The sequence below is a fragment of the Streptococcus sp. HN38 genome, assembly GCF_028335765.1.
Classification (GTDB): Bacteria; Bacillota; Bacilli; order Lactobacillales; family Streptococcaceae; genus Streptococcus; species Streptococcus suis_P.
Map to the genome: position 1 here is coordinate 2209377 of NZ_CP116604.1, position 25367 is coordinate 2234743.

The following is a 25367-nucleotide window of genomic DNA, read 5'->3' on the forward strand; positions in this document are numbered from 1 at the left end:
CAGAAAATAAATATCCCACCTTCTCTCTAAGAAAAGGCAGGACATTATAGTCGAGTGAATTAGAAACAGGACATATCTAAGTTTGTCAATTTGAGAACTCTAAAGTTATTTTAGGAGTGGGTTATTAACACTATAACTTAAAATTGTCCCTTTCCTAATTCAAGTCACTACAATATATATCATTCTTCTTTTGGCAGGGAATAAAGCCAATCGGACAACGATGTTTCTGTCTCATCTAACAAATTGTAAGTCCCATCTTCCTTGAGATAAATGAGGGCTGGTACTCCCACAATCGGAAATTTGGTCAACACTTGTTTTTTATCCTCTTCAGTCATCCCCTCCACATTATAGTAATAAACTGTTTGTACTACATCTAACTTCTGCATAGTTTCTTGAAAAAGGGGTAAAAAATCTCTACAGTATGGACAGGAGGCTTTCCCTAGAAACAACAAACTATCTCTGGGAAAACTGTCATTCACTAACTCTTCAATAGTCAAAGGAGTATACTGCGAGACAATACTATGGTATTGTTTTATGGCGGATTCTTCCATAGCTCGAGCAGTATCCTCTGTACGTGATGAGGTATCAAGGGAAGGAGTTGCTACAGCCTGTTTAGAAAAGCTACACCCCTGCAACAACAGACACAAGGAAAGCAGTAAAAACACTAAAGTAAGCCACTTATCCCTCGCTCTATCTAACACCGGTTCCGTCAGTGCTAGAAATAATTGGAATACCAATAAACCGACAGCTAGTATAGCAATAACCATTGAACGCTGAAATAACCCCTGTTTTAAAAACAGAATCGAACTAAAAATAAACAGATAAAATGATGGAGATTTGTAGAAGGCTTTGTTAAATGAAACGTTCATAGCTCCCTCCTTTGTCTACCCGAGTACACAGGTTAACAGAGCTGGTCCAAATGTAGAAACAACTTGCTTCCATGTGATAGGATTAGACCAAGTTAAAATACCAAATGCACCACCTAGGAATGCAATCACACAATTTCTTTCTCTAGCAGTTAAATTCCTACCAGGAGGGGTCGGCCGATTACAGTAACGGTTATGAAGCCGCGGAACATTTGCAAAATCTCCACAAACTCCTCTATCCAAAGGAACAATCCCTCCCTTTTCAATAGGTACTTCACGAGACGAAACATAATCTGTTATTGCCCCGCCTGCATATACAACTGGGACATAACTGGATGCAAAACTAGTAAAGAGAACTGCACACGCTGACAACACAACAATCAATTTTCTAAGTACTTTCATGATATTACTCCTTTCACAGTCCCCACAAAATGGATACTATAGCTTAGTTTCGTCGTACATCGGACATCCCCTCCACTTCTATTCCTGAGAGTCATTGAATCATTTTAACGAATTTATACACGATTAGAAAACGTTTTCCGTTCCATCCTTATTATAACACTTCGAGTTTGCAAATTCAATAATAAATAAGTGAGATTGATAACATCTCACTTATCCAGTTACCAAGCCGCAGCTTCTGTCGGTGCTTCTAAAAAGTCCAGCCATTTTCGATCCTTGACACGACAGAGGGTGACAGAAATTCCTCCCATATCAAGACTGGTCATAAATTTACCTATTTTAATATAGGAAAGCTGTAAACCTTCTAGCTCTAGAAATTGGCAAATGTCATTCAAAAAGATTCCTTGCTCAATCTCCGACATAGAACCAAGATTATTGACCAAAAGAATATACTCCTCGCCCTCCTTCCAACGGAATTTTAATTTTAATTTGTTCACAATTTCGTTGGCTAACTGCTCAGAAGATTCAAATGCAACCGTCCGATAGCCCTCTTCTCCATGGATACCGATGCCGTAAGATATTTGTCCCTCCTCCAAATCAAACAAAGGCAGGGCAGCATTGGGCAAATAGGCCGACTTGGTTGCAAAACCGATGGTCGCAATCTCTGTTGCCAGAGACAGTCCCAGCTGTTCCAATTCATCTAAGCTATAGCCAGTAAGGGTAGCAGCTCCTAATATCTTATGAAGTAGAATGGTCCCTGCAAGCCCCCTATGCCGCATACGGAAATTATTCTTAGTATCGACCGAAATATCGTCATGGGATACGATGTACTTGACTGCAATCCCCTCCTGCCGAGCCAATTCGATAGCTTTTCTAAAAGAGACAAGGTCTGCCTCAAAGTTTTTTACAATCAGAAAAACTCCCTTGCCCTTATCTACTGCACGAATGGCTACCAAGACTTCTTCAGCGGTTGGGGGCGTAAATATTTCACCATATACTGCAGCAGTCAACATACCCTTTCCGACAAATCCAATATGTGCCGGTTCGTGCCCCGAACCACCTCCTGAAATAATTGGAACTAAATGGTCATCCTGCACTTTCTGAAGCACAATCGGAAGCCCCTTCACTTTCTTCACTTTAGGATTGGTTCGACAGAAACCATCCAAATAATCTTCAATAATTGTTGCCTGTCTATTTCTAATAAACACCATACATTAACTCCTACAAAATCAAAAACGACTCGCGAACAAGAGCCACCATTTGCTTCCAATAACCGTGAATCTGACAAGGCGACTGCGTCAGTCCTTCCTTTATCAGTCCAATCCAAGCATTAGCATGATAGAGAATCAAAAAATGCTTGTCCTGTTGGGAAATCATTTTACCCTCCTGGAGCTGGTACTCGTTGATAATTTTCTCCATCAAAACCATAAAGTAGCCTTCTAAATAGCTGACAAAATCATTTTGCCCCTTAATCTCAAAGAGTTGCCTATAGAAAGATTGGTTACTCTCGATGTAGTACAAGAGCTCATCCAGAAGCTTGATTCCACTAATATAGGTCAGATTGTCAGTTACCTGCTCCTGCAATTCTGTCTCAAATATCCAGTCCAGCAACTCATACTTGTCTAAAAAATGGTTGTAAAAGGTTTGACGACGAATCCCTGCTTCCTGCATGATGTCGACAACTGAGATTTTATCAAAGGATTTTTGGGATAGCTGTTTTTTAAAAGCCTTTGCAATCCTTTTCTTTGTAATCAACGAGGTTGGCATATGTCACTTCCTTTCGCTTCCTCTTTATTATACCCTATCATGCTTTTCTTTGGAACAAAAGGGACACATTGGGCAATCTGTCCCTTCCTTTTTTCTTTTGGACAATGTAGAATGAAAGCGAAAACAAAAACAAAGGAGTTTTCTCATGAAAAAGATTATCAATCAACCCGAACATGTCGTTGATGAAATGTTAAAAGGACTTGTCTTTATGCACCAAGATCTTGTCGATCGTATCGATGGATTTGATGTGATTATCCGCAAGGCTGAAAAAACTGGTAAAGTCGGCATCATCTCAGGAGGTGGCTCTGGTCACGAACCTTCTCATGCAGGCTTTGTCGGCAAGGGCATGTTGTCCGCCGCTGTATGTGGCGCAGTATTTACCTCACCAACACCAGACCAAATCTTGGAAGCCATCAAGGCTGCTGACGAGGGAGCCGGCGTCTTTATGGTCATCAAAAACTACTCTGGCGACATCATGAACTTTGAGATGGCACAAGAATTGGCGGAAATGGAGGGCATCGAAGTGGCCAGTGTCGTTGTGGACGATGACATCGCTGTGGAAAATAGCCTCTATACCCAAGGTCGTCGTGGTGTAGCTGGTACCATCCTTGTCCATAAGATTCTCGGTCACGCTGCAACAACTGGCAAATCTCTGGCTGAGATTAAGGAACTGGCTGACCGTCTCGTCCCACAAATCAAGACTATCGGCTTAGCCCTATCAGGTGCTACGGTACCAGAAGTGGGTAAACCAGGCTTCGTCCTTGAAGAGGATGAATTTGAATACGGTGTCGGTATCCATGGTGAACCTGGCTATAAGAAAGAAAAACTCCAACCATCTGCAAGATTGGCTGAAGAATTGGTTGAGAAATTGGCTGAAGGCTTTGACATTCAAGATGGTGAACACTACGGTGTCCTTATCAACGGTCTTGGAGCAACTCCTCTCATGGAGCAATATGTTTTTGCCAACGACGTTGCGCAATTACTAGCTAAAAAAGGGGTTATTGTCGATTACAAGAAAATCGGTAACTACATGACATCGATTGATATGGCTGGACTGTCATTGACCTTAATCAAACTAGAAGACCCAAGCTGGATTGACGCTTTGCAGGCCCCTGTTGAAGTGGTAGCTTGGTAGGAGAAAGACTATGGATGCAAAACAAGCACTGCTCTGGATGGAGACATTCAACAAAAAAATTCAAGAAAACAAAGATTATTTGAGCGAACTCGATTCTCCAATCGGAGATGGAGATCACGGGGGCAACATGGCGCGCGGAATGGCTGCCGTCATGCAGGAGCTATCTGAAAAAGACTATGAGACTGCTGACCAAGTCTTTAAGGTGGTTGCCATGCAACTTCTCAGCAAGGTTGGCGGTGCTTCCGGCCCTCTCTACGGCTCTGCCTTTATGGGTATTACTAAAGCCAGTCAAGCTGGCGCTGATTTGGCAGATACGCTTCAAGCAGGTTTGGAGATGATCCAAAAACGTGGCAAGGCTGAATTGGGCGAGAAAACCATGGTAGACGTGTGGATTCCTGTTATTTCTGCCCTAAGAGAAAGCCAGCTGACAACGGAAATTATCCATAAAGCCGTTCAAGGGACAAAGGATATTGCTGCAACCAAGGGACGCGCGTCCTATGTTGGGGAAAGGTCTATTGGACACATTGATCCAGGCTCTTTCTCATCTGGACTTCTCTTTGAAGCCATGTTGGAGGCAGAACTATGACAAAGGTTGGTATCTTACTCGTATCCCATTCAAAAAATTTGGCCCAGGGAATCATCGACCTAGTATCTGAAGTCGCAAACGATATTCCCATCACCTATTGTGGCGGACTAGAAGATGGTAGCATCGGTACTAGCTTTGAAATCGTACAAGAGCGAATTGAGGCAAACTCTGCTGATACCCTCCTTGCCTTTTTCGACTTAGGTAGCGCCCGAATGAACATGGAACTTGCTGCCGATTTTACAGACAAACAAATTCTTATCCAAACCGTACCAGTCGTCGAAGGTTGCTATACTGCCGCAGCTCTCTTACAGGCTGGAGCTGACTTGGAGACTATTCTTGAACAATTAAAAGAACTGACAATCAATAAATAGGAGGTCATTATATCTGATTGGAGAATTACTTGGAAACGGTGTGGTTGCATCCTCTCTAAAACCAAGGCTGAAAATAGCGGCTGGCTGACCATCGTACTAGGATGGGGCATCGCTGTAACAATTGCCGTCTACATATCAGGAATTTTTGGACCTGCCCACCTGAATCCAGCTGTCACTATCGCAATGGCATCTATCGGCTCCCTACCATGGGCTCAAGTCCCAGGCTTCCTACTTGCCCAATTTGCTGGAGCAATGTTGGCATCCATCGTCCTCTATCTCCATTTCTACCCACATTGGCAGGAAACAAAAGATAGCGGAACAATCCTTGCTACCTTCTCTACTGGACCAGCTCTTCGTCACACAGCTTCAAACTTGCTCGGCGAAGCTCTTGGTACAGCTGTCTTAGTCATGGGAATCCTTGCAATTGGTCCTAACAATGTCAGCGCTGGCCTCGGCCCAATCATCGTGGGACTTATCGTATTTGCAATCGGCTTCTCACTAGGATCAACGACAGGCTACGCAGTCAATCCAGCTCGTGACTTAGGTCCTCGTATCATGCATGCTATCCTTCCAATTCCAAACAAGGGAGATTCTGACTGGTCTTACAGCTGGATCCCAGTTGTTGGCCCAATTCTTGGAGGAGTCGCAGGAGCTATCCTCTATAACCTCCTACTAAATATGTTATAAAAAAAATAGCCTTGGGTGACTAGAACCAAGCCTACTTTATCAACAAAGACTTGGCTATCATCAACCAAGTCTTTTTCTGTTATTCATTTTCTTTTGTAAGGATTTGCAAGGTTTCAAGGAGTTGGTCCACATGGACTTCTACAGTATCACCTGTGCCCTTGATTTTCACTTCGACGATGCCATCAGCTGCTTTCTTACCAACAGTCACACGGATTGGCAAGCCAATCAAGTCACTGTCAGAAAACTTAACGCCGACACGCTCGTTACGGTCATCTGTCAAGACTTCATAACCAGCAGCCACCAAGCTTGTTTCGATTGACTTAGTCAAGGCCATTGCTTCTTCATCTTTGACATTGACTGGAATCAAATGCACATCAAACGGTGCCAATTCTTTAGGGAAGTTGATGCCCCAAGCATAACGGTATTCACCTTTTGGTGTCTTGTTAACAAAGAGGCGAGCGTGTTGTTCAAGAACGGCTGACAAGAGACGGCTAACACCGATTCCGTAGCATCCCATGATAATCGGCATAGAACGACCATTCTCATCCAAGATGTTGGCATTCATGCTGTCTGAATAGCGTGTACCGAGTTTGAAGATGTGACCAATCTCGATACCACGGGCAAAGTTGAGAACCCCGTGTCCATCTGGAGAAGGCTCGCCTTCCTTGACTTCGCGAATGTCCACATACTCAGTCACTTGGAAATCACGCCCTGCATTGGCACCTGTGTAGTGGAAACCGTCTTCGTTGGCACCAACAACAGCATTTTTCACATCTTGAACCTTGCGGTCTGCAATAATCTTGATGTTTTCTGGCAAGCCGACTGGTCCAAGGGAACCAAAACCTGCACCGAAGACTTTTTCTGCATCAGCTGGGCTTGCTACATCAAAGAAATCTGCGCCAAGGTGGTTTTTCAACTTGACATCGTTGACCTGGTCATTGCCAACAAGGAGGGCAACAACTGGCTCACCGTCTGCCATAAAGAGCATGGTTTTGATAGTTTGCTCTTCCGCAACATTCAAGAAGGCAGCAACTTCGTCGATGGTTTTGGCATCTGGCGTCGCTACTTTAACCAAGTCTTCTTCGACGACAACTGCTGTACTTGGTCTGTACTCGCTAGTTGCCATTTCTAGGTTGGCAGCGTAGCCTGATTCGCTAGAGTAGGCGATGGTGTCTTCACCAGACACAGACCATGCCAAGAGTTCTTCCTTGATCGCTTCAAGAACATCCTCCGGGATTTCATCAAAAGAAGCAACCGACTTATCCAAGACAACCCAACGGTCCAAATCCGTACGGTCTGGGGTAATGGCCATAAATTCCTGGCTGTCCTTACCGCCCATGGCACCTCCGTCACCGATAATGGCCTTGAACTCCAATCCTGCACGAGTGAAGATTGCCTCGTAAGCTGCCTTGTAGTCGTCATAGGTCTGGTCCAAGCTTTCATAGCTGGCGTGGAAGCTGTAACCGTCTTTCATGATAAACTCACGACCACGAAGAAGACCGTTACGAGGACGTTTTTCATCACGGTATTTTGGCTGGATTTGGTAGATGTTAAGCGGCAACTGCTTGTAAGACTGCACCGCATCACGCGCCAAAAGAGTCACCGTTTCTTCGTGAGTTGGTCCCAAGATAAAGTCAGAGCCCTCACGATTTTTGAGCTTGTAGAGGTCATCACCGTAGGTTTCGTAACGACCTGACTCACGCCAAATGTCCGCTGACAAGAGAGCTGGTGCCAAAAATTCAATAGCATCAATCTTATCAAACTCCTCACGCATGATGTTTTTTGCTTTTTCAATCACACGGTTAGCCAATGGCAAGTAGCTGTAAATACCAGCAGAAATCTGACGGACATAACCCGCACGCAACATCAAAGCGTGGCTGATCACCGACGCATCCGAAGGCATCTCCCGCAAAGTAGGGATAATCATTTTAGACTGTTTCATAGTTAAGATATAAGTGCGTTAAGAAAACGAAACGAAAATAGGAAACCTAACGCAGTGCCTTTGGCACTAGGCAGGTTTATCTTTTTCGTAAAGTTTTTAGCACGCATTCAATTCCTTTCATAGTTTACTTGATTGGAAGACAAAGAATTAGCTTTTCAAAACCCTCGCTGACGCTCGAGTTCAAATCTGAAAACTCTCTGTTCCTTTCTTTTTCGTATTTTTTCAGAATATCCTGCGTTTAGCACACAGTCAATTCCTTTCATCTTTTGTTTATCAGGAATGCACAGGTCTCAGCCCGTGTTCAATTCCTTTCGTAGTTTACTTGATTGGAAGGCAAAGAATTAACTTTTCAAACCCCTCGCTGACGCTCGAGTTCAAATCCGAAAACTCTCTGTTCCTTTCTTTTTCGTAGTTTTCAGAATATCCTGCGTTTAGCACGCAGTCAATTCCTTTCATCTTTTGTTTATCAGGAAGACACAGGTTTCAGCCCGCATTCAATTCCTTTCATAGTTTACTTGATTGGAAGACAAAGAATTAGCTTTTCAAACCCCTCGCTGACGCTCGAGTTCAAATCTGAAAACTCTCTGTTCCTTTCTTTTTCGTATTTTTTCAGAATATCCTGCGTTTAGCACACAGTCAATTCCTTTCATCTTTTGTTTATCAGGAATGCACAGGTTTCAGCCCGTGTTCAGTTCCTTTCGTATTTTTCAGAACATCCTGCGTTTAGCACGCATTCAATTCCTTTCGTATTTTTCAGAACATCCTACGTTTAGCACGCAATCAATTCCTTTCATAAATTTCAAATTATCTTAGAAGAAGACTCTTATAATATCATTCCAAGTGACTACTATCATAAGAACCACCATAACGGCTACACCTGCTAGAGTGATATAAGATTCCGTCTCTGGTTTGAGTGGTTTTCTGCGAATGGCTTCTAGGATATTCATCACAATCTTACCACCATCCAAGGCTGGAATAGGGATAAGATTGAAAATACCAATATTGATCGACAGCATAGCCATCAGGTTAAAGACTGAGAACCAGCCATTTGTAGCAGCCTGATTGCTGACAGAATAAATAGCAACAGGTCCACCCAATTGCTTGATGTCGAAGTTGGCAATCAAGTTTTTCAAGGCAGTTACAACAATAACTGCTGTCGCACCCGCTTGCTGGAAGCCCCCAATAATCTTTTCAAGGAAACCAGTTTTTAAAATCGGTGAAATTCCGATTCGGTAACTATCGTCAACCTTCTCAGCAGTAACTGTGAGCGATTTTTCAGTCCCCTCATGTTCAACAACCAAATCAAAACTTGGAGCTGTTGAGGCTTCTGAGGCTACCCGACTGATGATGCTAGCAATATCTGTGTAAGTATCCGTAGCTTGACCATTGACCGACAAGATTTTATCACCTGTCACCATACCTACATCCTGTAAGGCACCACCGTCTGTAATACTAACGGCATTACTGGTTGGATCTGCAACCCCACCTTGCGCAAAAATCAGCATAATAAAGACGAAAATACCTAAAATGAAGTTATTCATGGGTCCAGCAAAGTTGGTTATCAACTTCCCCCAGACAGTAGCATTCTGATATTGAACATCAAGTGGAGCAATCCGAACTTCCGTCCCATCCTCCTCCACAATCGTTGCATCATGGTCAACCTTGTAGGTCTTGCTTTCATCAAGAACTAGACCGGTGATTTCAAGCTTTTCCTCAAAATCAAAACTGGTCACATTCATGGGCAAACTATGATTATCCAGTTGCTTACCAGAAAGATTGACACGAGTGACAATCCCATCTGCATTCAAGCTCAAGCTAGCAGGTGTACCTGTCTTGATTTCCGTCTTATCTTCACCCCAGCCAGCCATACGAACATAGCCACCCAGAGGAAGAATACGGATAGTGTAGGCTGTGCCATCTTTACCAATATGTGCAAAGATTTTTGGCCCCATACCAATGGCAAATTCTCTGACGAGAATACCTGATTTTTTGGCAAAATAGAAATGACCAAATTCATGGACAATGACGATAACTCCGAATATAAAGATAAATGCTAATATTCCCTTCATAATGCCTCCTTAAAACAGTCCAAAGAAGTGCATGATTGGGAAAACAAAAATCATACCATCGAAACGATCTAGGATACCACCGTGTCCCGGAATGATTTTTCCCGAGTCTTTCACACCAAAATGACGCTTTATTGCACTTTCCACTAAATCACCAAACTGTGAAAATATAGAGAAAATAACAACTAACAATAGCATCATACCAAGTGAATAGCCAGCCAATAAGGACTTATCAAATATTAGAAAAATGAGAGCAACTACTACCGCAGAAAGTATACCACCAATAAATCCTTCAATCGTTTTATTTGGAGATACTCTTGGAAGTAGCTTTCTCCGACCAATCTGTCTTCCAATTAAGTAGGCACCGATATCTGTCGCCCAGACAATCAATAGGGCAAAAAATACCTTATTCAACCCATCCATTCGAGCTAAGATAAGGTTATGGAAGCCAATACCAATATAAAAACTTGAAGCAATTGGAAAAACAACGTCTGAATAATTATACTGACCGAAATTAAAAACAATTGAACCTAGTAATAGAAATACAACAATAGCATATGCTGTATAATTTCCATCCGTAGGTAAAAATGTTAGGAAATTTTCTAGTGGCAGGGTCAAAACTACACTTGCAAGCATTGTTAACATCCCCTCAATAGAATTGGGTGCTAAACCATTCATTTTTATTAATTCACCAACCGCAATCATCGCTAGCAAACTCACGAAAAATTGAAATGCTGTCCCACCAATCAATAGAAAGGGAAGAAAAATAGCTAAGGCTATTCCCCCAAACATTACTCGTTTTTGCAAATCGCTTGTCATAAATTCTCCTTATACACCACCGAACCGTCTATGACGTCGGTTGTATTCTTTGATTGCTAATTTAAGAGCCTCACCATCAAAATCCGGCCATGCCACATCTGTAAAATACAGCTCGCTATAGGCTGTTTGCCACGGTAGGAAGTTGCTAAGACGAAGTTCACCACTTGTACGGATAACTAGATCGGGATCGCGTAACGTTGGTGATAAGGTTCCTGTATAGAGGTAATCCGCTATTAATTTCTCATCAATATCTCCAGGATTGAACTTGGCATCCAAGACATCTTGCGCAATAGCCTTGACTGCGCGAGTTACCTCATCACGACCGCCATAGTTAAGAGCGAAATTGAGAATCAAACCAGTGTTACTCTTTGTCTTTTGTTCGGCTTTATAAAGCGCATTGAGAGTCGGGACAGGAAGTTTTGAATGGTCACCAATCATCTGAATTTTGACATTATTGGCATGGAGTTCAGGAACATACTTATCATAAAACTCCACAGGTAGATTCATGATAAACTTCACTTCTTTTTCCGGTCGAGACCAGTTTTCTGTAGAAAAGGCATAGACAGTTAACACCTTTACTCCCAAATCAGAAGCCGTCTTGGTAACCTTTTGAAGTGCATCCATACCAGCCTTATGCCCCATAATACGTGGCTGCATCCGCTTTTTCGCCCAACGGCCATTGCCATCCATAATCACAGCGATATGCTTAGGGACTTCAATTGCTGTTTCAATGCTTTCTTTCTTTTTAAAATTAAATTTAAACATGGTATTTTCCTTATTGTATAATCGTTTCATTATACCATATTTTTACCTAGGATAGCAAAAATCAGGCAGGGCTAAAACAAGAGAAAACCAAGGTTTCCCTCGGTTTCTCATCCTTATTCTTCAATTGCAGATTCTGGAGTTGCTTCTGGAGTTTCAACTGCCACTTCTTCAACAACTGCCGATGTAGTACCTGAACTTGCTACACGGGAGTTTGACAGTTTGAAACCACCAAAAGTGTCACAAACGTTGATGTGACGCTATTTTTTTGTCAAATTCTCGCACATTTTTATTGCGTACTTTCTCGTACTGTGGTATAATAGAGTGAGGTGCGAATCCATGAGAGTTAAAAAATCAGTATCTAAAAATACTATCAACTATGCCATTATCAAAGATATCAAGGTCGGAAACAAACGGACATCAACCATTGTCGAAAATCTCGGCAATCATGAAACTCTTCAACAGCTACATCCCGAAATGGAACCAATGGAATGGGCAAAATTGCGGGCTAAAGAGTTAACCGAACTTGATAAAGAAGATAAACAAGAAATATTAGTCAAACTTCATGAGAATAAACAGTTGAAACAAAATCAACGAAATGAATATCATGGGGGATATTTATTTCTACAGAATATCTATTATCAGTTGGGATTGGATAAAATCTGTCAAGATATTCAGAAGAGGTATCACTTTAGTTTTCACTTAGATACCATTCTTTCTCGTCTCCTCTACGGCAGAATCCTATTCCCATCCTCTAAACGGTCTACTGCTCATTTTTCACAAACTCTCCTAGAACCTAAAACTCTGGAACTCCAGCACCTCTACCGAGGATTAGAAATTATTGCCAAAGAAACTGACTTTATTCAAGAACAACTCTATAAAAACTCAACTGCACTTTCCTCTCGTAAAACTGATGTCCTCTATTACGACTGTACAAATTTCTATTTCGAAATTGAGGAAGAAGATGAGGAGGGGCAACTGAGACAATATGGCTATTCTAAGGAACATCGACCGAATCCAATCGTTCAAATGGGGCTGTTTATGGATTCTCAAGGAATTCCATTAGCTTTCTCCGTCACACCTGGTAATACGAATGAACAAACGACTATGAAACCTTTGGAGAAGAAGATTATCAAGGATTTTGAAAAAGCTCAATTTGTGGTCTGTACAGATGCTGGACTATCTTCTATTGGAAACAAACGCTACAATAATATCAGCGGGAGAGCCTTTGTCACAACTCAATCTATCAAAAAGTTAAAGAAAGAAGACAAAGACTGGGCTACAGCTTCTACAGGTTGGCGGTTGATGGGAGATAAGTCCGAGACATTCTATGATATTTCTGCACTAGATGAAAGTAATCAAGACTTTCTCTATAGACAAGTCTTTTACAAAGAATGCCCCTTACCACAAGATGGGCTAGAAGACCAACGATTGATTGTAACCTTCTCAGCTAAATACAGAGATTACCAAAGAAAGATACGCGAACGCCAGATTCAACGTGCCTCAAAATGGATTGGAAAACCAGCTGACTACAAGAAGAAACAATCTACAGATCCTAAGCGTTTCCTAAAAGTAACAGAGACAACAAGGGATGGAGAAATAGCTGAGAAAACGTTTATTGAGTTGGATGAAGAACGAATTGTTTCTGAAGCTAGATTTGATGGAATTTATGCGGTAACAACAAACTTAGACGATACGATTGAGACCATTGTTTCCATTAATCAGAGAAGATGGGAAATTGAAGAATGTTTCCGTATTATGAAGCATGAATTGAAAGCTAGACCAGTTTATTTAAGTCGAGAAGATCGCATTTCTGCTCACTTTACAACTTGCTTTCTTGCTCTTATACTCTATCGTTACTTAGAGCTGGCGGTTCAGAAGCAATTCACATGTACTGAACTCATTGAAACCTTACGTTCATACACCTTTAAGTATCTGCCTGGTTTTGGTTATCTACCTAACTACACTCGGACGGCTATTACTGACCAGCTGCATCAGACATTTGGATTCAGAAGTGATTATCAAATTCTAAGCGAAAAAAAGATGAAAAAAATTTTACAATCGTCAAAATCGAGAAAAAGTACGCATTTTTGATATAAAAAGAAAACCTCGCTAAACCCTTGATATGCATAGGGTTAGGGAGGTTTTTGTCTTGTAAAACTGTCAAAGACGGGATTATACCATATTTTTACCTAGGATAGCAAAAATCAGGCAGGGCTAAAACAAGAGAAAACCAAGGTTTCCCTCGGTTTCTCATCCTTATTCTTCAATTGCAGATTCTGGAGTTGCTTCTGGAGTTTCAACTGCCACTTCTTCAACAACTGCCGATGTAGTACCTGAACTTGCTACACGATTACGAATAGCACCACGTTCAAATGTCAAGTAAACACCATCAACATCGAGAACAACCTTCTTATCATCGATTTCATCGACAATACCAAATAGCCCACCAATGGTCACAATTTCATCACCTTTTTTGATTTGATTTAATGCTTCTTGACGTTGTTTTTGTTGTTTACGTTGCGAATAGAACATAAAACCAATCATGGCAACCATGACAAGCGGCAAAAATAAACCTTCCATTTGTTTACCTCTTTTATTGTTTGATAAGCATGATTATATCAAATTCTGGACAAGAAAGCAAAGTTCGACCAAACAGAAAAAGGGAGCGGGAAAGAACTCGACCGGTCAAAAAAAGAGTTCGTCTTCCCGCCCCCGCACAGTTGATTAGGTCAGATTTGGAGTGTAAAACACGAACAAATCTGCCAATCAACCACTGCGCTGAGATGTTGACACGAACCCTGAGAAGCGAGGTTGGTCTTTTTGCCCAGCCTCTTCACACACTATTTTGCGCTCCATACACTCTCAAGGATATTGGTCTGTTCACGACCAGGTCCTACTGAGAAGGTTGAGATACGAACGCCTACCAATTCGCTGATACGACGAACATAGTTGCGAGCCGCTTCTGGCAATTCATCCAGGCTACGTACACCTGTGATGTCTTCAGACCAACCTGGCATTTCTTCGTAGATTGGTTTGCAACGTTTGAGTTGCTCCAAACTTGCTGGGTAGTGGTCAATACGCTCACCATCCAAGTCATAAGCCACGCAGATTTTCAAGGTCTCAAGACCTGACAAGACGTCAATCGAGTTGAGGGACAAGTTGGTAATACCTGACACACGGCGGCTATGGCGCATCACCACTGAGTCAAACCAACCGACACGGCGTGGACGGCCAGTTGTCGTACCGTATTCCTTACCGATTTCTCGAATGCGGTCACCGATTTCATCGTGCAATTCAGTTGGGAATGGTCCGTCACCAACACGGCTAGTGTAGGCCTTACATACACCAACAACCTTGTCAATCTTGCTTGGACCGACACCGCTACCGATAGTCACACCACCAGCAACTGGGTTTGAAGAAGTAACGAATGGATAGGTACCTTGGTCAATATCCAACATAACACCTTGCGCTCCTTCAAACAAGACACGTTTGCCTTGGTCAAGGGCATTGTTCAAAATAACAGATGTGTCTGTTACATATTTCTTGATTTCCTGACCATAAGCGTAGTATTCTTCAAAGATTTCGTCAAACTCAATCGGAGTTGACTCATACATCTTCTCAAACAAACGGTTTTTCTCAGCCAAGTTTGTTCTCAAACGCTCCGCAAAAATCTCCTTGTCCAAGAGGTCTGCAATACGGATACCAACACGCGCAGCCTTGTCCATGTAGGCTGGACCGATACCCTTGTTGGTTGTACCAATCTTGTTCTCACCTTTAGACTCTTCTTGCAACTGGTCCAATTTGATGTGATAAGGCAAGATGACATGTGCGCGGTCTGAAATCCGCAAATTATCTGTTGTCACACCTGAATCATGGAGATAGTTGATTTCCTTCACCAAAGATTTTGGATTGACAACCACACCATTACCGATAACAGAAATCTTTTCTGGGAAGAAGATTCCTGATGGAATCAAGTGCAATTTATACTTAGTGCCATCGATAACGATAGTGTGTCCAGCGTTATCACCACCTTGATAACGTGCGATTACTTCAGCATTAGCAGACAAGAAGTCTGTAATTTTACCCTTACCTTCGTCGCCCCACTGGGTTCCTACAACAACTACTGATGTCATATTCACTCTTTCTCTGAACTGGCTAACCAGCCCAGCCTTTCTTCTACTTCTGGCAGGAATCTCACCTGCAAGTTTCGTTTTACACACTATTCTATCAAAAAACGAACATTTTTTCAAGAAATTCCAATAATTTCATATATAGCGAATGTTTTTATTTTTTTAAAAGTATATTTCATAAAAATCCGATTAAATACACGAGGTAGACATGTGTAAATATGCTTTTAACAGAGAAATCCGAAGTCTTTGTTTGCTTTCAGTGATTTTTAGTACATTTTTCACCAGAAACGTAGCAGAAATTTGTATTTACCCTCCAATCTAGATAAAATTGGAATAAGACTTTGACAGAAATATAAAGGACTTAGTATGTTACAAAAATTATCACCAAACAGCCCCATTCTTCAGGCTACTTTTGGAATTGAGCGCGAATCACTTCGCATCAATTCAAACCACAGAGTTGCACAAACTCCCCATCCTCATAAACTGGGTTCTCGTAGCTTCCACCCCTATATCCAGACAGACTACAGCGAGCCACAGTTAGAGTTGATTACACCGATCGCTCAGTCGACGGAGGAAGCGCGTCGCCTACTGGGAGCCATTACAGATGTTGCCACACGTTCTATGGATAAGCAAGAATATCTCTGGCCCCTATCCATGCCTCCTGTGATTTCAGAAGAAGAAATCCAAATTGCTCAACTAGATAGCGACTATGAGTACCAATACCGTGTCGGTTTGGGGGAACGCTATGGCAAGCTCGTCCAGTCTATGTCTGGCATCCATTATAATTTTGAATTAGGAAAAGACTTAACCCAACAACTTTTTGAATTAAGCGAGGAAACAGATTTTATCGCATTCAAAAACACTCTCTACCTCAAATTAGCACAAAACTTCCTCAACTATCGTTGGCTCTTAACCTACCTATATGGAGCAAGTAGCCTAGCCGAAAAAGAATTCCTAACCACGGAAGTCGGTTGCGTCCGTTCCATTCGTAATTCCAAGTACGGCTATGTCAACTCCGATGATGTTCATATTTCCTTTTCTTCTCTCCAACAGTACGTGGCCGACATCGAACAAGCTGTCCAATCTGGTCAACTATCCGCTGAGAAGGAATTTTACTCTTCCGTCCGACTACGTGGAGCCAAGACTAGCCGTGACTACCTCAGCAAGGGGATTTCTTATTTAGAATTCCGGTCCTTCGACCTGAACCCCTATGACCCGCTTGCTATTAGTCAAGAAACCCTTGATACAGTCCACCTCTTTATCTTATCTCTTCTTTGGCTAGACCAACTGACAGATGTTGATAACACCTTAGCAAAAGCAGATAAACTTAACAATCTCATCGCCCTTAGCCATCCCCACACACCTCTACCTAGCGATGCCGATGCCACGCCAATCTTGACAGCCATGAAAGCCATAGTTCTACACTTTGGACTGGATGACTACTATGGCCAGCTCATTGCACATGTGGAGGCAGCACTTCAAGACCCTCGTTTGACCCTTTCTGGAAAAATAGCAGAGCAGGTTGAAGATGGGTCTTTGGAACGATTTGGCCAGCAACAAGGCAAGACTTTCCATGACTATGCTTGGACAGCCCCATACGCCCTCAAGGGCTATGAAAACATGGAACTCTCCACCCAGATGATTCTCTTTGACGCCATTCAGCTGGGCTTGAACGTGGAGATTTTGGATGAAGAAGACCAATTTCTCAAACTATGGCATGGTGACCATGTCGAGTACATCAAAAATGGCAACATGACCTCCAAGGACAACTACGTCATTCCTCTCGCCATGGCCAACAAGGTGGTGACCAAGAAGATTTTGGACCAGGCTGGTTTTCCAGTACCTGCGGGAGCTGAATTTACAAACAAGACAGATGCCCTGCGGTATTACGGACAGGTAGCCAGCTCTGCTATTGTTGTCAAACCAAAATCTACCAACTTCGGCCTTGGCATCTCTATCTTCCAGGAGCCAGCCAGCCTTGCGGACTATGAAAAAGCCCTGGACATCGCCTTTTCAGAAGATAGCCATGTGCTTGTGGAGGAATTCGTGGCGGGAACCGAGTACCGTTTCTTCATCCTTGATGGCAAGTGCGAGGCTGTCCTGCTCCGCGTCGCAGCCAATGTTGTGGGGGACGGTAGCTCAACCATCCGTGAATTGGTGGACCAAAAAAACCAAGATCCACTGCGAGGGCGTGACCATCGTTCGCCACTTGAAATCATCAATCTAGGCGATATCGAACTGCTCATGTTGGAGCAACAGGGCTACACACCTGATACGGTCTTGCCAGAGGGCGTTCAAGCCTTTCTGCGTGGCAATTCCAATATCTCAACGGGTGGTGACTCCATCGATATGACCAATCAGATGGACGAGTCCTACAAGCAACTGGCTGCCGCTATGGCGACTGCTATGGGAGCTTGGGTCTGTGGTGTGGACTTGATTATCCCCGACCGCACCAAGCCAGCAAGCAAGGAAGATCCAAACTGCACCTGTATTGAGCTCAACTTCAACCCTGCCATGTACCTGCACACCTATACTTACGCAGGACCTGGTCAGAGCATTACGCCGAAGATTTTGAAAAAATTGTTTCCAGAGCTATAGTTTTCCATTTTCCTTACTTTGTTAGTACTTACTTCAAAGGTTCGTGGAACTTTTGAAGGCTGGAGATAGGGCAAAGCACGTTCGCCTCAATAGCTGCAGGTTGCTGGGAGTGGGAAAGAACTCGACCAAGATAAAAAGAGTTCGTCAACAAGTCTTTATTTCTAGTTGTTGAGCTGAAACAGTCTATTCCCAGACATCAATTTATGTGAGCTGACTGCCGTCAGCTTATATCTCCCACTTTAAAAGGTCTCCCAGACCTTTTAAACTCCCAACTAAATGTTAAGTAAAATGAATATGGCACCAAGATAATCATTTATATCTCGGTGCTTTTTATGAATCAATTCCCAACATCCTACTACATCGTTCGTTATTTGTTTCGTTTTCTAATGTATTTTTACTATTTCATTTGAATTTTTAAAAATATCCGTATTATATCTAAAAAAAGTATTCCAAACGACTCATTTTTTGTTAAACTATATATATAACAACTGCAGACGTTTTGATAACGTCCATATATAACAAAAAGGAGTTTTATATGAAGATTAGAAACCGTTCTCTCTTCTATACCGTAGGTTCTGTAGCGGTAACAGCCGGACTCTTGCTTAGTCTTGCCACTTCGCCCATACCATCTGTGCACGCTACTGAAGTGGCGATAGAGAATTATCCGTCACTTGCAATAACCAAGTCGGAAGTCACGATACAAGGTTATCTTATTGCACCACTTAATAGTAGCGGAACTGCTTTTGACGCCACTAACAAAACAAATCTAGCCCTTGGTGCAAGCATGGATACTGCGGCCGCCGACACTATCCCTATTCAACTAAAAGAACCTCTTCGCAGCCAATTCAACCTCGTTGATCATCCCGAACTAGTCGGAAAATTGGTTCGCATCACAGGAACTAGCGATACATACATGAAGCGAGCTGGAATCAAACCAGCTACATCGATTGAAATCGTAGATTCATCTTCTACTAATGTTCAGCCACCAACCAGTGAAAATACGACTACCGAGTCAAGCGACCTTGTTTCTACACCGATTGCTACTGTTCGCTCTGGTGCACAAGGAACAGAGTACACAGTCTCTGGTAAAATCATTAGCCTAGTAAACGGTTGGGGAGGAAATGGCTTTTACCTCCAGGGTTCTGACGGTGCTGGTATCTATATCTACCCTGGGGTTGCCTTGGGCTATCAGCCTGGTGATACAGTCCAATTAACAGGAACATTGGGTGAGTATAAAGGCGAACTCCAACTAACCACAGTTAGCAACCACAAGGCTATATCTGAGCATTTCAACGCTCCCATTACAGAAACAAACATCGCTCAGTTAGCAACACAAGCACAGGCAACACTAGTTTCTCTAAAAAACTTGACTGTCAGAGATATTCAAAGCGATAGCTATCAAAATGCTACCTTTACCGTAACTGATTCCGAAGGACAAACTGTGGATGTGCGTTTAGATAGTCGAACAGGTATCAAAACGGCTGATTTTTTGAACCATATCAACAAGGGAGATAAGATTAATCTAACCGCTATTTTATCCACCTATAATGGAAAAATACAATTAAAACCATTTGACCTCTCTCATTTTGAAGTCGTTGAAAAGGCAACAACAGAAACAGCACCTGGCAAGACCGAAACTGTAACAGTCGGTCACATTCAAGGTGCAAGTCACCAATCACCTCTAACCAATCAATCTGTGATTCTTAAAAACGTCGTAGTAACCTACGTTACCTCTGCCAATAACTTCTACGTGCAAGATGTCACACCAGATGGAGACGTCAAAACATCTGACGGTATTAATATTTTTACTGACAAATTAAAAACAAATGTCAAGGTAGGAGATCTTGTCACTATCGCAGGACGTGTAGAAGAATACCTCGGAAAAGGTTATACAGAACGTGGGGAAACAGACTTAACCATCACACAAATTCGAGCTACTGAAGTAACTGTGGATGGGACTGCACCTGTACCATCTCCTATAGTCCTTGGTCTTGATCGGACCATCCCAGCAGATATTATTGACAACGACGGTTTGGCTCAATTTGATCCAGAACAAGATGCGCTCGATTTCTGGGAATCCGTTGAAGGCATGGTGGTTGCCGTGGATGATGCAAAAATCCTCGGCCCACTAAAAAACAAGGAAATCTATGTCGCTCCTGCCACTAGTCAACTTCCTTTAAATAACGTTGGAGGCGTCAACCTTCGCCCTGAAGGGAATAATACCAATATCATTCCACTCCTTTTGAAAAATGGAAAACAGATCGTCAAATCAGGAGACTATTTCACCGGTCGTATCGCTGGACCAGTTACCTACTCTTACACCAATTATAAAGTCTATGTAGATGATAGCACCCTTCCAACCTTGCACGAAGGAGCTACAAAACCAGAAACAACAACCATTATCCCAAATGATGACAAGCTGACTATCGCTTCTTATAACATTGAAAACTTTTCTGCTGACAGTAAGTCAACATCAGACGCTAAAGTCCAACGCATTGCCAAATCCTTTGTTTCAGACCTACATTCTCCAGATATTATCGGATTGATTGAAGTGCAGGACAACAACGGTGCTACAAATGATGGCACAACTGATGCTAGTAAGAGTGCTGAGCGCCTAATTGCAGCCATTCAAGCAGCCGGCGGACCAACCTATACCTATGTGGATATTGCTCCTGAAAACAACAAAGACGGCGGACAGGAAGGAGGCAATATTCGCGTCGGCTTCCTCTACAACTCAAAACGTGTCAGCCTATCTGACAAACCAATCGGTACCGCAACGCAGGCAGTTGCATGGGAAAACGGCGAACTCAATCTCAGCCTGGGCCGAATCGACCCAACCAACCCTGCTTGGGCAGCTGTCCGCAAAACACTTGCAGCTGAATTCGTCTTCAACGGCGAGAAAGTCGTTGTCCTTGCCAACCATCTCAACTCAAAACGCGGTGACAATGGTCTCTACGGAAAAATCCAACCTGTCAGCTTCAAGTCCGAAGAAAAACGCCACATACTAGCACAAATTATCGCTGACTTTACAAAAGCAGGCTTAGCTCAAAATCCAAATGCTAATATCGTTATGCTAGGCGACTTCAATGACTGATATGTAAAGCCCTTTGTCAAGTAAAAACAATCGAACTGATTAAAAAATGAAAAGTATCTAGAAAGAGCCTAGTTCTTAGCTTCGGGCATTGGCCACTCTGATATTCGTGGATTGGTTACCTACAGGTCAATGGTTCTGCCGCGAGTCCTACTCTCTATAAGCGTGGATCACAATTGTGCCACTTAGTCATTTCGTAGATGACTCAAACCTTGAAGTCCTAAACTCCTTCAAGATACTTTCCATTCAAACATGATTTCAATCCTTATTTCTGTCCAAATTCACCCAGTGATTTTGGATAGAAATAGGGATTCCTCATCGCTCTGCGATGATAAAACTTAATGGTCAAAAGTGTACATGAAAACAAGCGCTAACTTCAAGCTATTCTTCCTGTCATCATCCCCCAAATAAAACCAGACAATTCTCGTGCAATAGCTGTTTTAGCAACATTTTGTTTCTTATTTTTTCCTAGAACAAGTGTGCGATAACGTCTTCTTAAGCGTTCATTAGCCTTATCCGCATAAGCAATCACCTCCACTCGGTTTCCACTTTGTCTCCTTTTCAATTCTTTGGATTTATACCCAATCGTCCCCTTAGCCAATGATTGTGCAGCTTCTATCAGAAGTCGTCTCACATGGCTATTCCCAGCTTTGGTGATAGCACCTCTTCTCTCCTTGTCGCCGCTAGAATTTTCGCTAGGAGTTAGCCCAAGATAAGAAGCAAAATGTTGAGCTGTCGCAAAGCGATTAAAATCACCGATTTCTGTCACAATGGAAAGAGCAGTTAGTGTTTTAATGCCAATAAAGCAAGAAAGCCGTGAGACCTTCTCTTGATAACTGTCGCTTTGACCCAGTTGCTCAATTCGTGCATCATACCGTTCTATTTGATCTACTAATTTCTCATAGGTCAATAGATATTCTGTCAAAATCTCTGCGTAAAGTCCATCAGGATTTAGGGAACGGAGCCAGCGAACATGTTTCTGTGTCCAATTACTGCTTCCCTCGGTATAGCGAAAATCATGTCGGAGACAGAAGGCAAGAATTTGTTGTTTGATTTTCTTCAGAGCCACTTTGTGGTCTGTTCTCATGCGGATATATTCTTTGACTTGTTCATCCTCAACAGTAGGAATATGAACAGGCCGATAGCTACGAAAGGCCAGAGCTTTTGCGAGCTGAGCTGCATCTTTTTTATCAGTCTTAACACGCTTAGATCCTTCCTTCATCACCGTTGTAGGCGCCATCACGATACAGGGAATCCCGTGAGCTTGTAGCTGGTGATATAGGGTAAATCCAAGACATCCGGCTTCGTAGCCACATAACACTTCTGCATCTTGACCATATAAACGACGAAGCTCATTCACATAGTTCACAATATAGCTAACATTTGGACCAACTTTAGTGCTATGTTTGAATTGATTCGCCATCATATCATAATAGCAGAGTGAAAAACTTTCTTTGTGAACATCCATTCCGATGAAAAGTGTGGTAAAATGAAACATATAAGACCTCCAATTGAGTGTGGTAATTCCTGTTAGAAGTTGATTGTTTTTTTTATTCTAGTGTACAGGTAAATCCACGAATTCTCAACTGGGGGTCTTTACATATTGTCTATGAATTTACTAAAACCATAGAAATTTTAGAAACAGGAGGAATGGCTAACCTCGTTAGTCGTCACGATGCATCCGATCGCTTCTCTTACTTCTATAACGGAAACAATCAGTCTCTTGACAATATGCTAGTATCAACTAACTTGTTGGAGCGCTATGCCTTTGATATGGTCCATGTCAATTCAGCCTTTATGGAAGAACATGGCAGAGCTTCTGACCACGATCCACTATTGGTACAACTGGATGTGACAAAGGCACAAGAACCAACTCAACCAGAACCAAGCGACAAGCAGACAGATGACTCAGGAACAGTCAATATTAGTGATGACAATGGTACGACCAACAATAACAAGCCAACAAATCTTTCAACTTCTAATCAAACATCTGTAAATGCTGATGACCGTTCTGGCGCTACAGACAAGGGACAAACAACCGTGGCCCCTACTGCCAACAACAGTCAAAAGAAAATCCTTCCAAAGACAGGAGAAGAAACAAGCTTTGTACTTATCACAATCGGTCTCGTATTCTTGAGCGCCTGCCTTGTCAAAAAACAAAAAGAATCCTAATCATTTTTTGAGCTTGAAAGCATGACTTTCAGGCTCATTTTTCTACTGCTTCACATCTACTTATGCTATAATAATCTTTATGGATAAAATTATTAAGACACTATCAAAAAGCGGGCATTTTCGTGCCTTTGTGCTAGATAGCACAGAAACCGTGAAAACAGCCCAAGAAAAACACGACACCATGGCGTCGTCCACCGTTGCTCTGGGTCGCACCCTCATTGCCAATCAGATTTTGGCTGCCAATGAAAAAGGCGACACCAAGATCACCCTGAAAATCTTGGCCAGTGGTGCTGTTGGGGCTATCATCTCCGTTGCCAATACCAAAGGTCAGGTCAAGGGCTACATTCAAAATCCAGACTTGGACTACAAACGGACCGCGACTGGCGAAGTCATCGTTGGGCCTCTTGTGGGCAATGGTCAATTCCTTGTTATCACAGACTACGGAACAGGTCACCCTTATAACTCCATGACACCCTTAATCTCTGGTGAAATCGGTGAAGACTTTGCTTACTTCCTAACAGACAGCCAGCAGACACCGTCTGCGGTGGGGCTGAATGTCTTGTTGGACGAAGAAGACAAGGTCAAGGTAGCTGGCGGATTCTTGTTGCAAGTTTTGCCAGGTGCGACTGAGGCTGAAATTGCCCGTTTTGAAAAACGCATCCAAGAAATGCCTGCCATTTCAAGCTTGCTGGCTTCTGAAAACCACATAGAAGCTCTGCTATCCGCCATTTATGGCGACGACGACTTCAAACGCCTGTCAGAAGAAGAAATCGGTTTCGTCTGCGACTGCTCTAAGGACCGCTTCCTCGATGCTCTGGCCAGCTTGCCAAAAGCGGACCTGCAAGAGATGAAGGAAGAAGACAAGGGCGTGGACATCACCTGCCAATTCTGCCAGACCCATTACCACTTTGACGAAAACGATTTGGAGGAACTCATCAATGGCTAATCTCAACACTCCTTTCATGATTGGTGATGTGGAAATCCCCAATCGCTGCGTGCTGGCCCCAATGGCTGGCGTGACCAACTCGGCCTTCCGCACCATTGCCAAAGAAATGGGCGCAGGTCTGGTCGTTATGGAAATGATTTCTGAAAAAGGCCTTCTCTACAACAACGAGAAGACCCTCCATATGCTCCATATCGACGACAACGAATACCCTATGTCTATCCAGCTTTTTGGTGGCGACGCCGAAGGACTGAAACGGGCTGCCGACTTCATCCAGAAGAACACCAAGGCTAATATCGTAGATATTAACATGGGCTGCCCTGTCAACAAGGTCGTTAAAAACGAAGCTGGTGCCAAGTGGCTCAAGGACCCCGACAAGATTTACCACATCATCAAGGAAGTGACATCGGTCCTCGATATTCCCTTGACTGTTAAGATGCGGACAGGTTGGAACAATACCGACCTGGCGGTCGAAAATGCCCTGGCCGCAGAAAGTGCCGGTGTGTCTGCCCTGGCCATGCACGGACGGACCCGCGAGCAGATGTACACAGGAACAGTTGACCTGGAAACCCTCACCAAGGTAGCTGGCAGCCTGACCAAGATTCCCTTCATCGCAAACGGCGACATCCGCAATGTAGAAGATGCCCGCCAGCGAATCGAGGAAGTCGGTGCCGACGCTGTCATGGTCGGACGAACTGCTATGGGCAATCCATACATCTTCAACCAAATCAACCACTATCTTGAAACAGGAGAAGTCCTGCCCGACCTCTCCTTTGACGACAAACTCAATGTCGCCTTCGACCACCTGACCCGATTGACTAATCTCAAAGGCGAATCCATTGCCGTACGTGAATTCCGTGGTCTTGCCCCTCACTACCTCCGTGGTTCAGCAGGTGCTGCCAAGATCCGTGGAGCCGTTGCCAAGGCCGAAACCATCGAGCAGGTCCAAGAACTCTTTGACCAGGCCAGAGCAGCCTATCAAGAACGGATTGCTAAATAAGATAAACTGGCAGGTTAAAACTCGCTAATA

18 protein-coding genes and 3 pseudogenes are annotated in these 25367 nt (G+C 43.1%); 10 read left to right on the top strand and 11 right to left on the bottom strand.

Annotated elements, in window-relative coordinates; translation table 11 throughout:
• Positions 1-179: 179 nt before the first annotated feature.
• The 4 genes from PHA78_RS10740 to dhaS all read right to left on the bottom strand — a co-directional run bounded on the left by PHA78_RS10740 (position 180) and on the right by dhaS (position 3032).
• A complete protein-coding gene (locus PHA78_RS10740) occupies positions 180-869 on the bottom strand; it encodes a hypothetical protein (RefSeq protein ID WP_024377345.1) in 690 nt (229 codons plus the stop codon).
• 15 nt (positions 870-884) lie between these two features.
• The gene (locus PHA78_RS10745; RefSeq protein ID WP_024377344.1) at positions 885-1268 is read right to left on the bottom strand and encodes a hypothetical protein; all 384 of its coding nucleotides are present in this window, start codon (positions 1266-1268) and stop codon (positions 885-887) included.
• A 218-nt stretch (positions 1269-1486) separates the two neighbouring features.
• Positions 1487-2476 carry a DhaKLM operon coactivator DhaQ gene (gene dhaQ / locus PHA78_RS10750; protein ID WP_024378835.1) on the bottom strand — a complete coding sequence of 330 codons (990 nt, stop codon included), beginning with the start codon at positions 2474-2476 and terminating at the stop codon, positions 1487-1489.
• Positions 2477-2486: 10 nt separating this feature from the next.
• On the bottom strand, positions 2487-3032 hold the full coding sequence (gene dhaS / locus PHA78_RS10755) for a dihydroxyacetone kinase transcriptional activator DhaS (protein WP_014736432.1): 546 nt from the start codon (positions 3030-3032) through the stop codon (positions 2487-2489).
• 145 nt (positions 3033-3177) lie between these two features.
• Between dhaS and dhaK the strand changes: the two genes are divergently transcribed.
• The 4 genes and pseudogenes from dhaK to PHA78_RS10775 form a co-directional block, all read left to right on the top strand.
• The gene (gene dhaK / locus PHA78_RS10760) at positions 3178-4167 is read left to right on the top strand and encodes a dihydroxyacetone kinase subunit DhaK (protein ID WP_099778379.1); all 990 of its coding nucleotides are present in this window, start codon (positions 3178-3180) and stop codon (positions 4165-4167) included.
• A 10-nt stretch (positions 4168-4177) separates the two neighbouring features.
• Positions 4178-4753 (top strand): dihydroxyacetone kinase subunit DhaL, encoded by a 576-nt coding sequence (dhaL, locus tag PHA78_RS10765; protein WP_029185633.1) that lies wholly within the window; start codon positions 4178-4180, stop codon positions 4751-4753.
• Complete coding sequence (gene dhaM, locus PHA78_RS10770; protein ID WP_272158164.1) at positions 4750-5124, top strand: dihydroxyacetone kinase phosphoryl donor subunit DhaM; 375 nt, start codon at positions 4750-4752, stop codon at positions 5122-5124. The genes dhaL and dhaM overlap by 4 nt, the downstream gene beginning before the upstream one ends.
• 42 nt (positions 5125-5166) lie before the next feature.
• Positions 5167-5811 (top strand): annotated as a pseudogene (locus tag PHA78_RS10775) (MIP/aquaporin family protein); the annotation flags it as partial.
• A gap of 79 nt (positions 5812-5890) precedes the next feature.
• On the opposite strand, the gene PHA78_RS10780 reads toward PHA78_RS10775, so the two are convergent.
• The 4 genes from PHA78_RS10780 to PHA78_RS10795 all read right to left on the bottom strand — a co-directional run bounded on the left by PHA78_RS10780 (position 5891) and on the right by PHA78_RS10795 (position 11403).
• Positions 5891-7753 (bottom strand): proline--tRNA ligase, encoded by a 1863-nt coding sequence (locus tag PHA78_RS10780; protein ID WP_272158165.1) that lies wholly within the window; start codon positions 7751-7753, stop codon positions 5891-5893.
• Positions 7754-8562: 809 nt separating this feature from the next.
• On the bottom strand, positions 8563-9822 hold the full coding sequence (gene rseP, locus PHA78_RS10785; RefSeq protein WP_272158166.1) for an RIP metalloprotease RseP: 1260 nt from the start codon (positions 9820-9822) through the stop codon (positions 8563-8565).
• A 9-nt stretch (positions 9823-9831) separates the two neighbouring features.
• Positions 9832-10626, bottom strand: coding sequence for a phosphatidate cytidylyltransferase (locus PHA78_RS10790; protein ID WP_272158568.1), 795 nt, complete (start codon positions 10624-10626; stop codon positions 9832-9834).
• Between the two features lie 21 nt (positions 10627-10647).
• Positions 10648-11403 carry an isoprenyl transferase gene (locus tag PHA78_RS10795; protein WP_029185628.1) on the bottom strand — a complete coding sequence of 252 codons (756 nt, stop codon included), beginning with the start codon at positions 11401-11403 and terminating at the stop codon, positions 10648-10650.
• Positions 11404-11739: 336 nt separating this feature from the next.
• Here PHA78_RS10795 and PHA78_RS10800 point away from each other — a divergent pair, with 336 nt between their 5' ends.
• Positions 11740-13494 (top strand): IS1634 family transposase, encoded by a 1755-nt coding sequence (locus tag PHA78_RS10800; RefSeq protein ID WP_029175660.1) that lies wholly within the window; start codon positions 11740-11742, stop codon positions 13492-13494.
• Between the two features lie 165 nt (positions 13495-13659).
• Here the strand turns inward: PHA78_RS10800 and yajC are convergent, their stop codons facing one another.
• Entirely contained in the window at positions 13660-13983 is a 324-nt protein-coding gene (yajC, locus tag PHA78_RS10805) for a preprotein translocase subunit YajC (RefSeq protein ID WP_024409541.1), read from the bottom strand.
• Positions 13984-14243: 260 nt separating this feature from the next.
• Positions 14244-15536, bottom strand: coding sequence for an adenylosuccinate synthase (locus PHA78_RS10810; protein ID WP_032510465.1), 1293 nt, complete (start codon positions 15534-15536; stop codon positions 14244-14246).
• A gap of 363 nt (positions 15537-15899) precedes the next feature.
• Here PHA78_RS10810 and gshAB point away from each other — a divergent pair, with 363 nt between their 5' ends.
• Both gshAB and PHA78_RS10820 read left to right on the top strand, forming a co-directional pair.
• On the top strand, positions 15900-18131 hold the full coding sequence (gshAB, locus tag PHA78_RS10815) for a bifunctional glutamate--cysteine ligase GshA/glutathione synthetase GshB (RefSeq protein ID WP_272158167.1): 2232 nt from the start codon (positions 15900-15902) through the stop codon (positions 18129-18131).
• 535 nt (positions 18132-18666) lie between these two features.
• A pseudogene (locus PHA78_RS10820) lies at positions 18667-21222 on the top strand (DUF6359 domain-containing protein); the annotation flags it as partial.
• Between the two features lie 376 nt (positions 21223-21598).
• Here the strand turns inward: PHA78_RS10820 and PHA78_RS10825 are convergent.
• On the bottom strand, positions 21599-22720 hold the full coding sequence (locus tag PHA78_RS10825; protein WP_015445098.1) for an IS110 family transposase: 1122 nt from the start codon (positions 22718-22720) through the stop codon (positions 21599-21601).
• Positions 22721-22830: 110 nt separating this feature from the next.
• Here PHA78_RS10825 and PHA78_RS10830 point away from each other — a divergent pair.
• The 3 genes and pseudogenes from PHA78_RS10830 to dusB form a co-directional block, all read left to right on the top strand.
• A pseudogene (locus tag PHA78_RS10830) lies at positions 22831-23394 on the top strand (LPXTG cell wall anchor domain-containing protein); the annotation flags it as partial.
• Positions 23395-23473: 79 nt separating this feature from the next.
• Positions 23474-24340 carry an Hsp33 family molecular chaperone HslO gene (gene hslO, locus PHA78_RS10835; RefSeq protein WP_024386123.1) on the top strand — a complete coding sequence of 289 codons (867 nt, stop codon included), beginning with the start codon at positions 23474-23476 and terminating at the stop codon, positions 24338-24340.
• A complete protein-coding gene (dusB, locus tag PHA78_RS10840; RefSeq protein ID WP_044775868.1) occupies positions 24333-25337 on the top strand; it encodes a tRNA dihydrouridine synthase DusB in 1005 nt (334 codons plus the stop codon). The genes hslO and dusB overlap by 8 nt, the downstream gene beginning before the upstream one ends.
• The last annotated feature ends 30 nt before the right edge of the window (positions 25338-25367 follow it).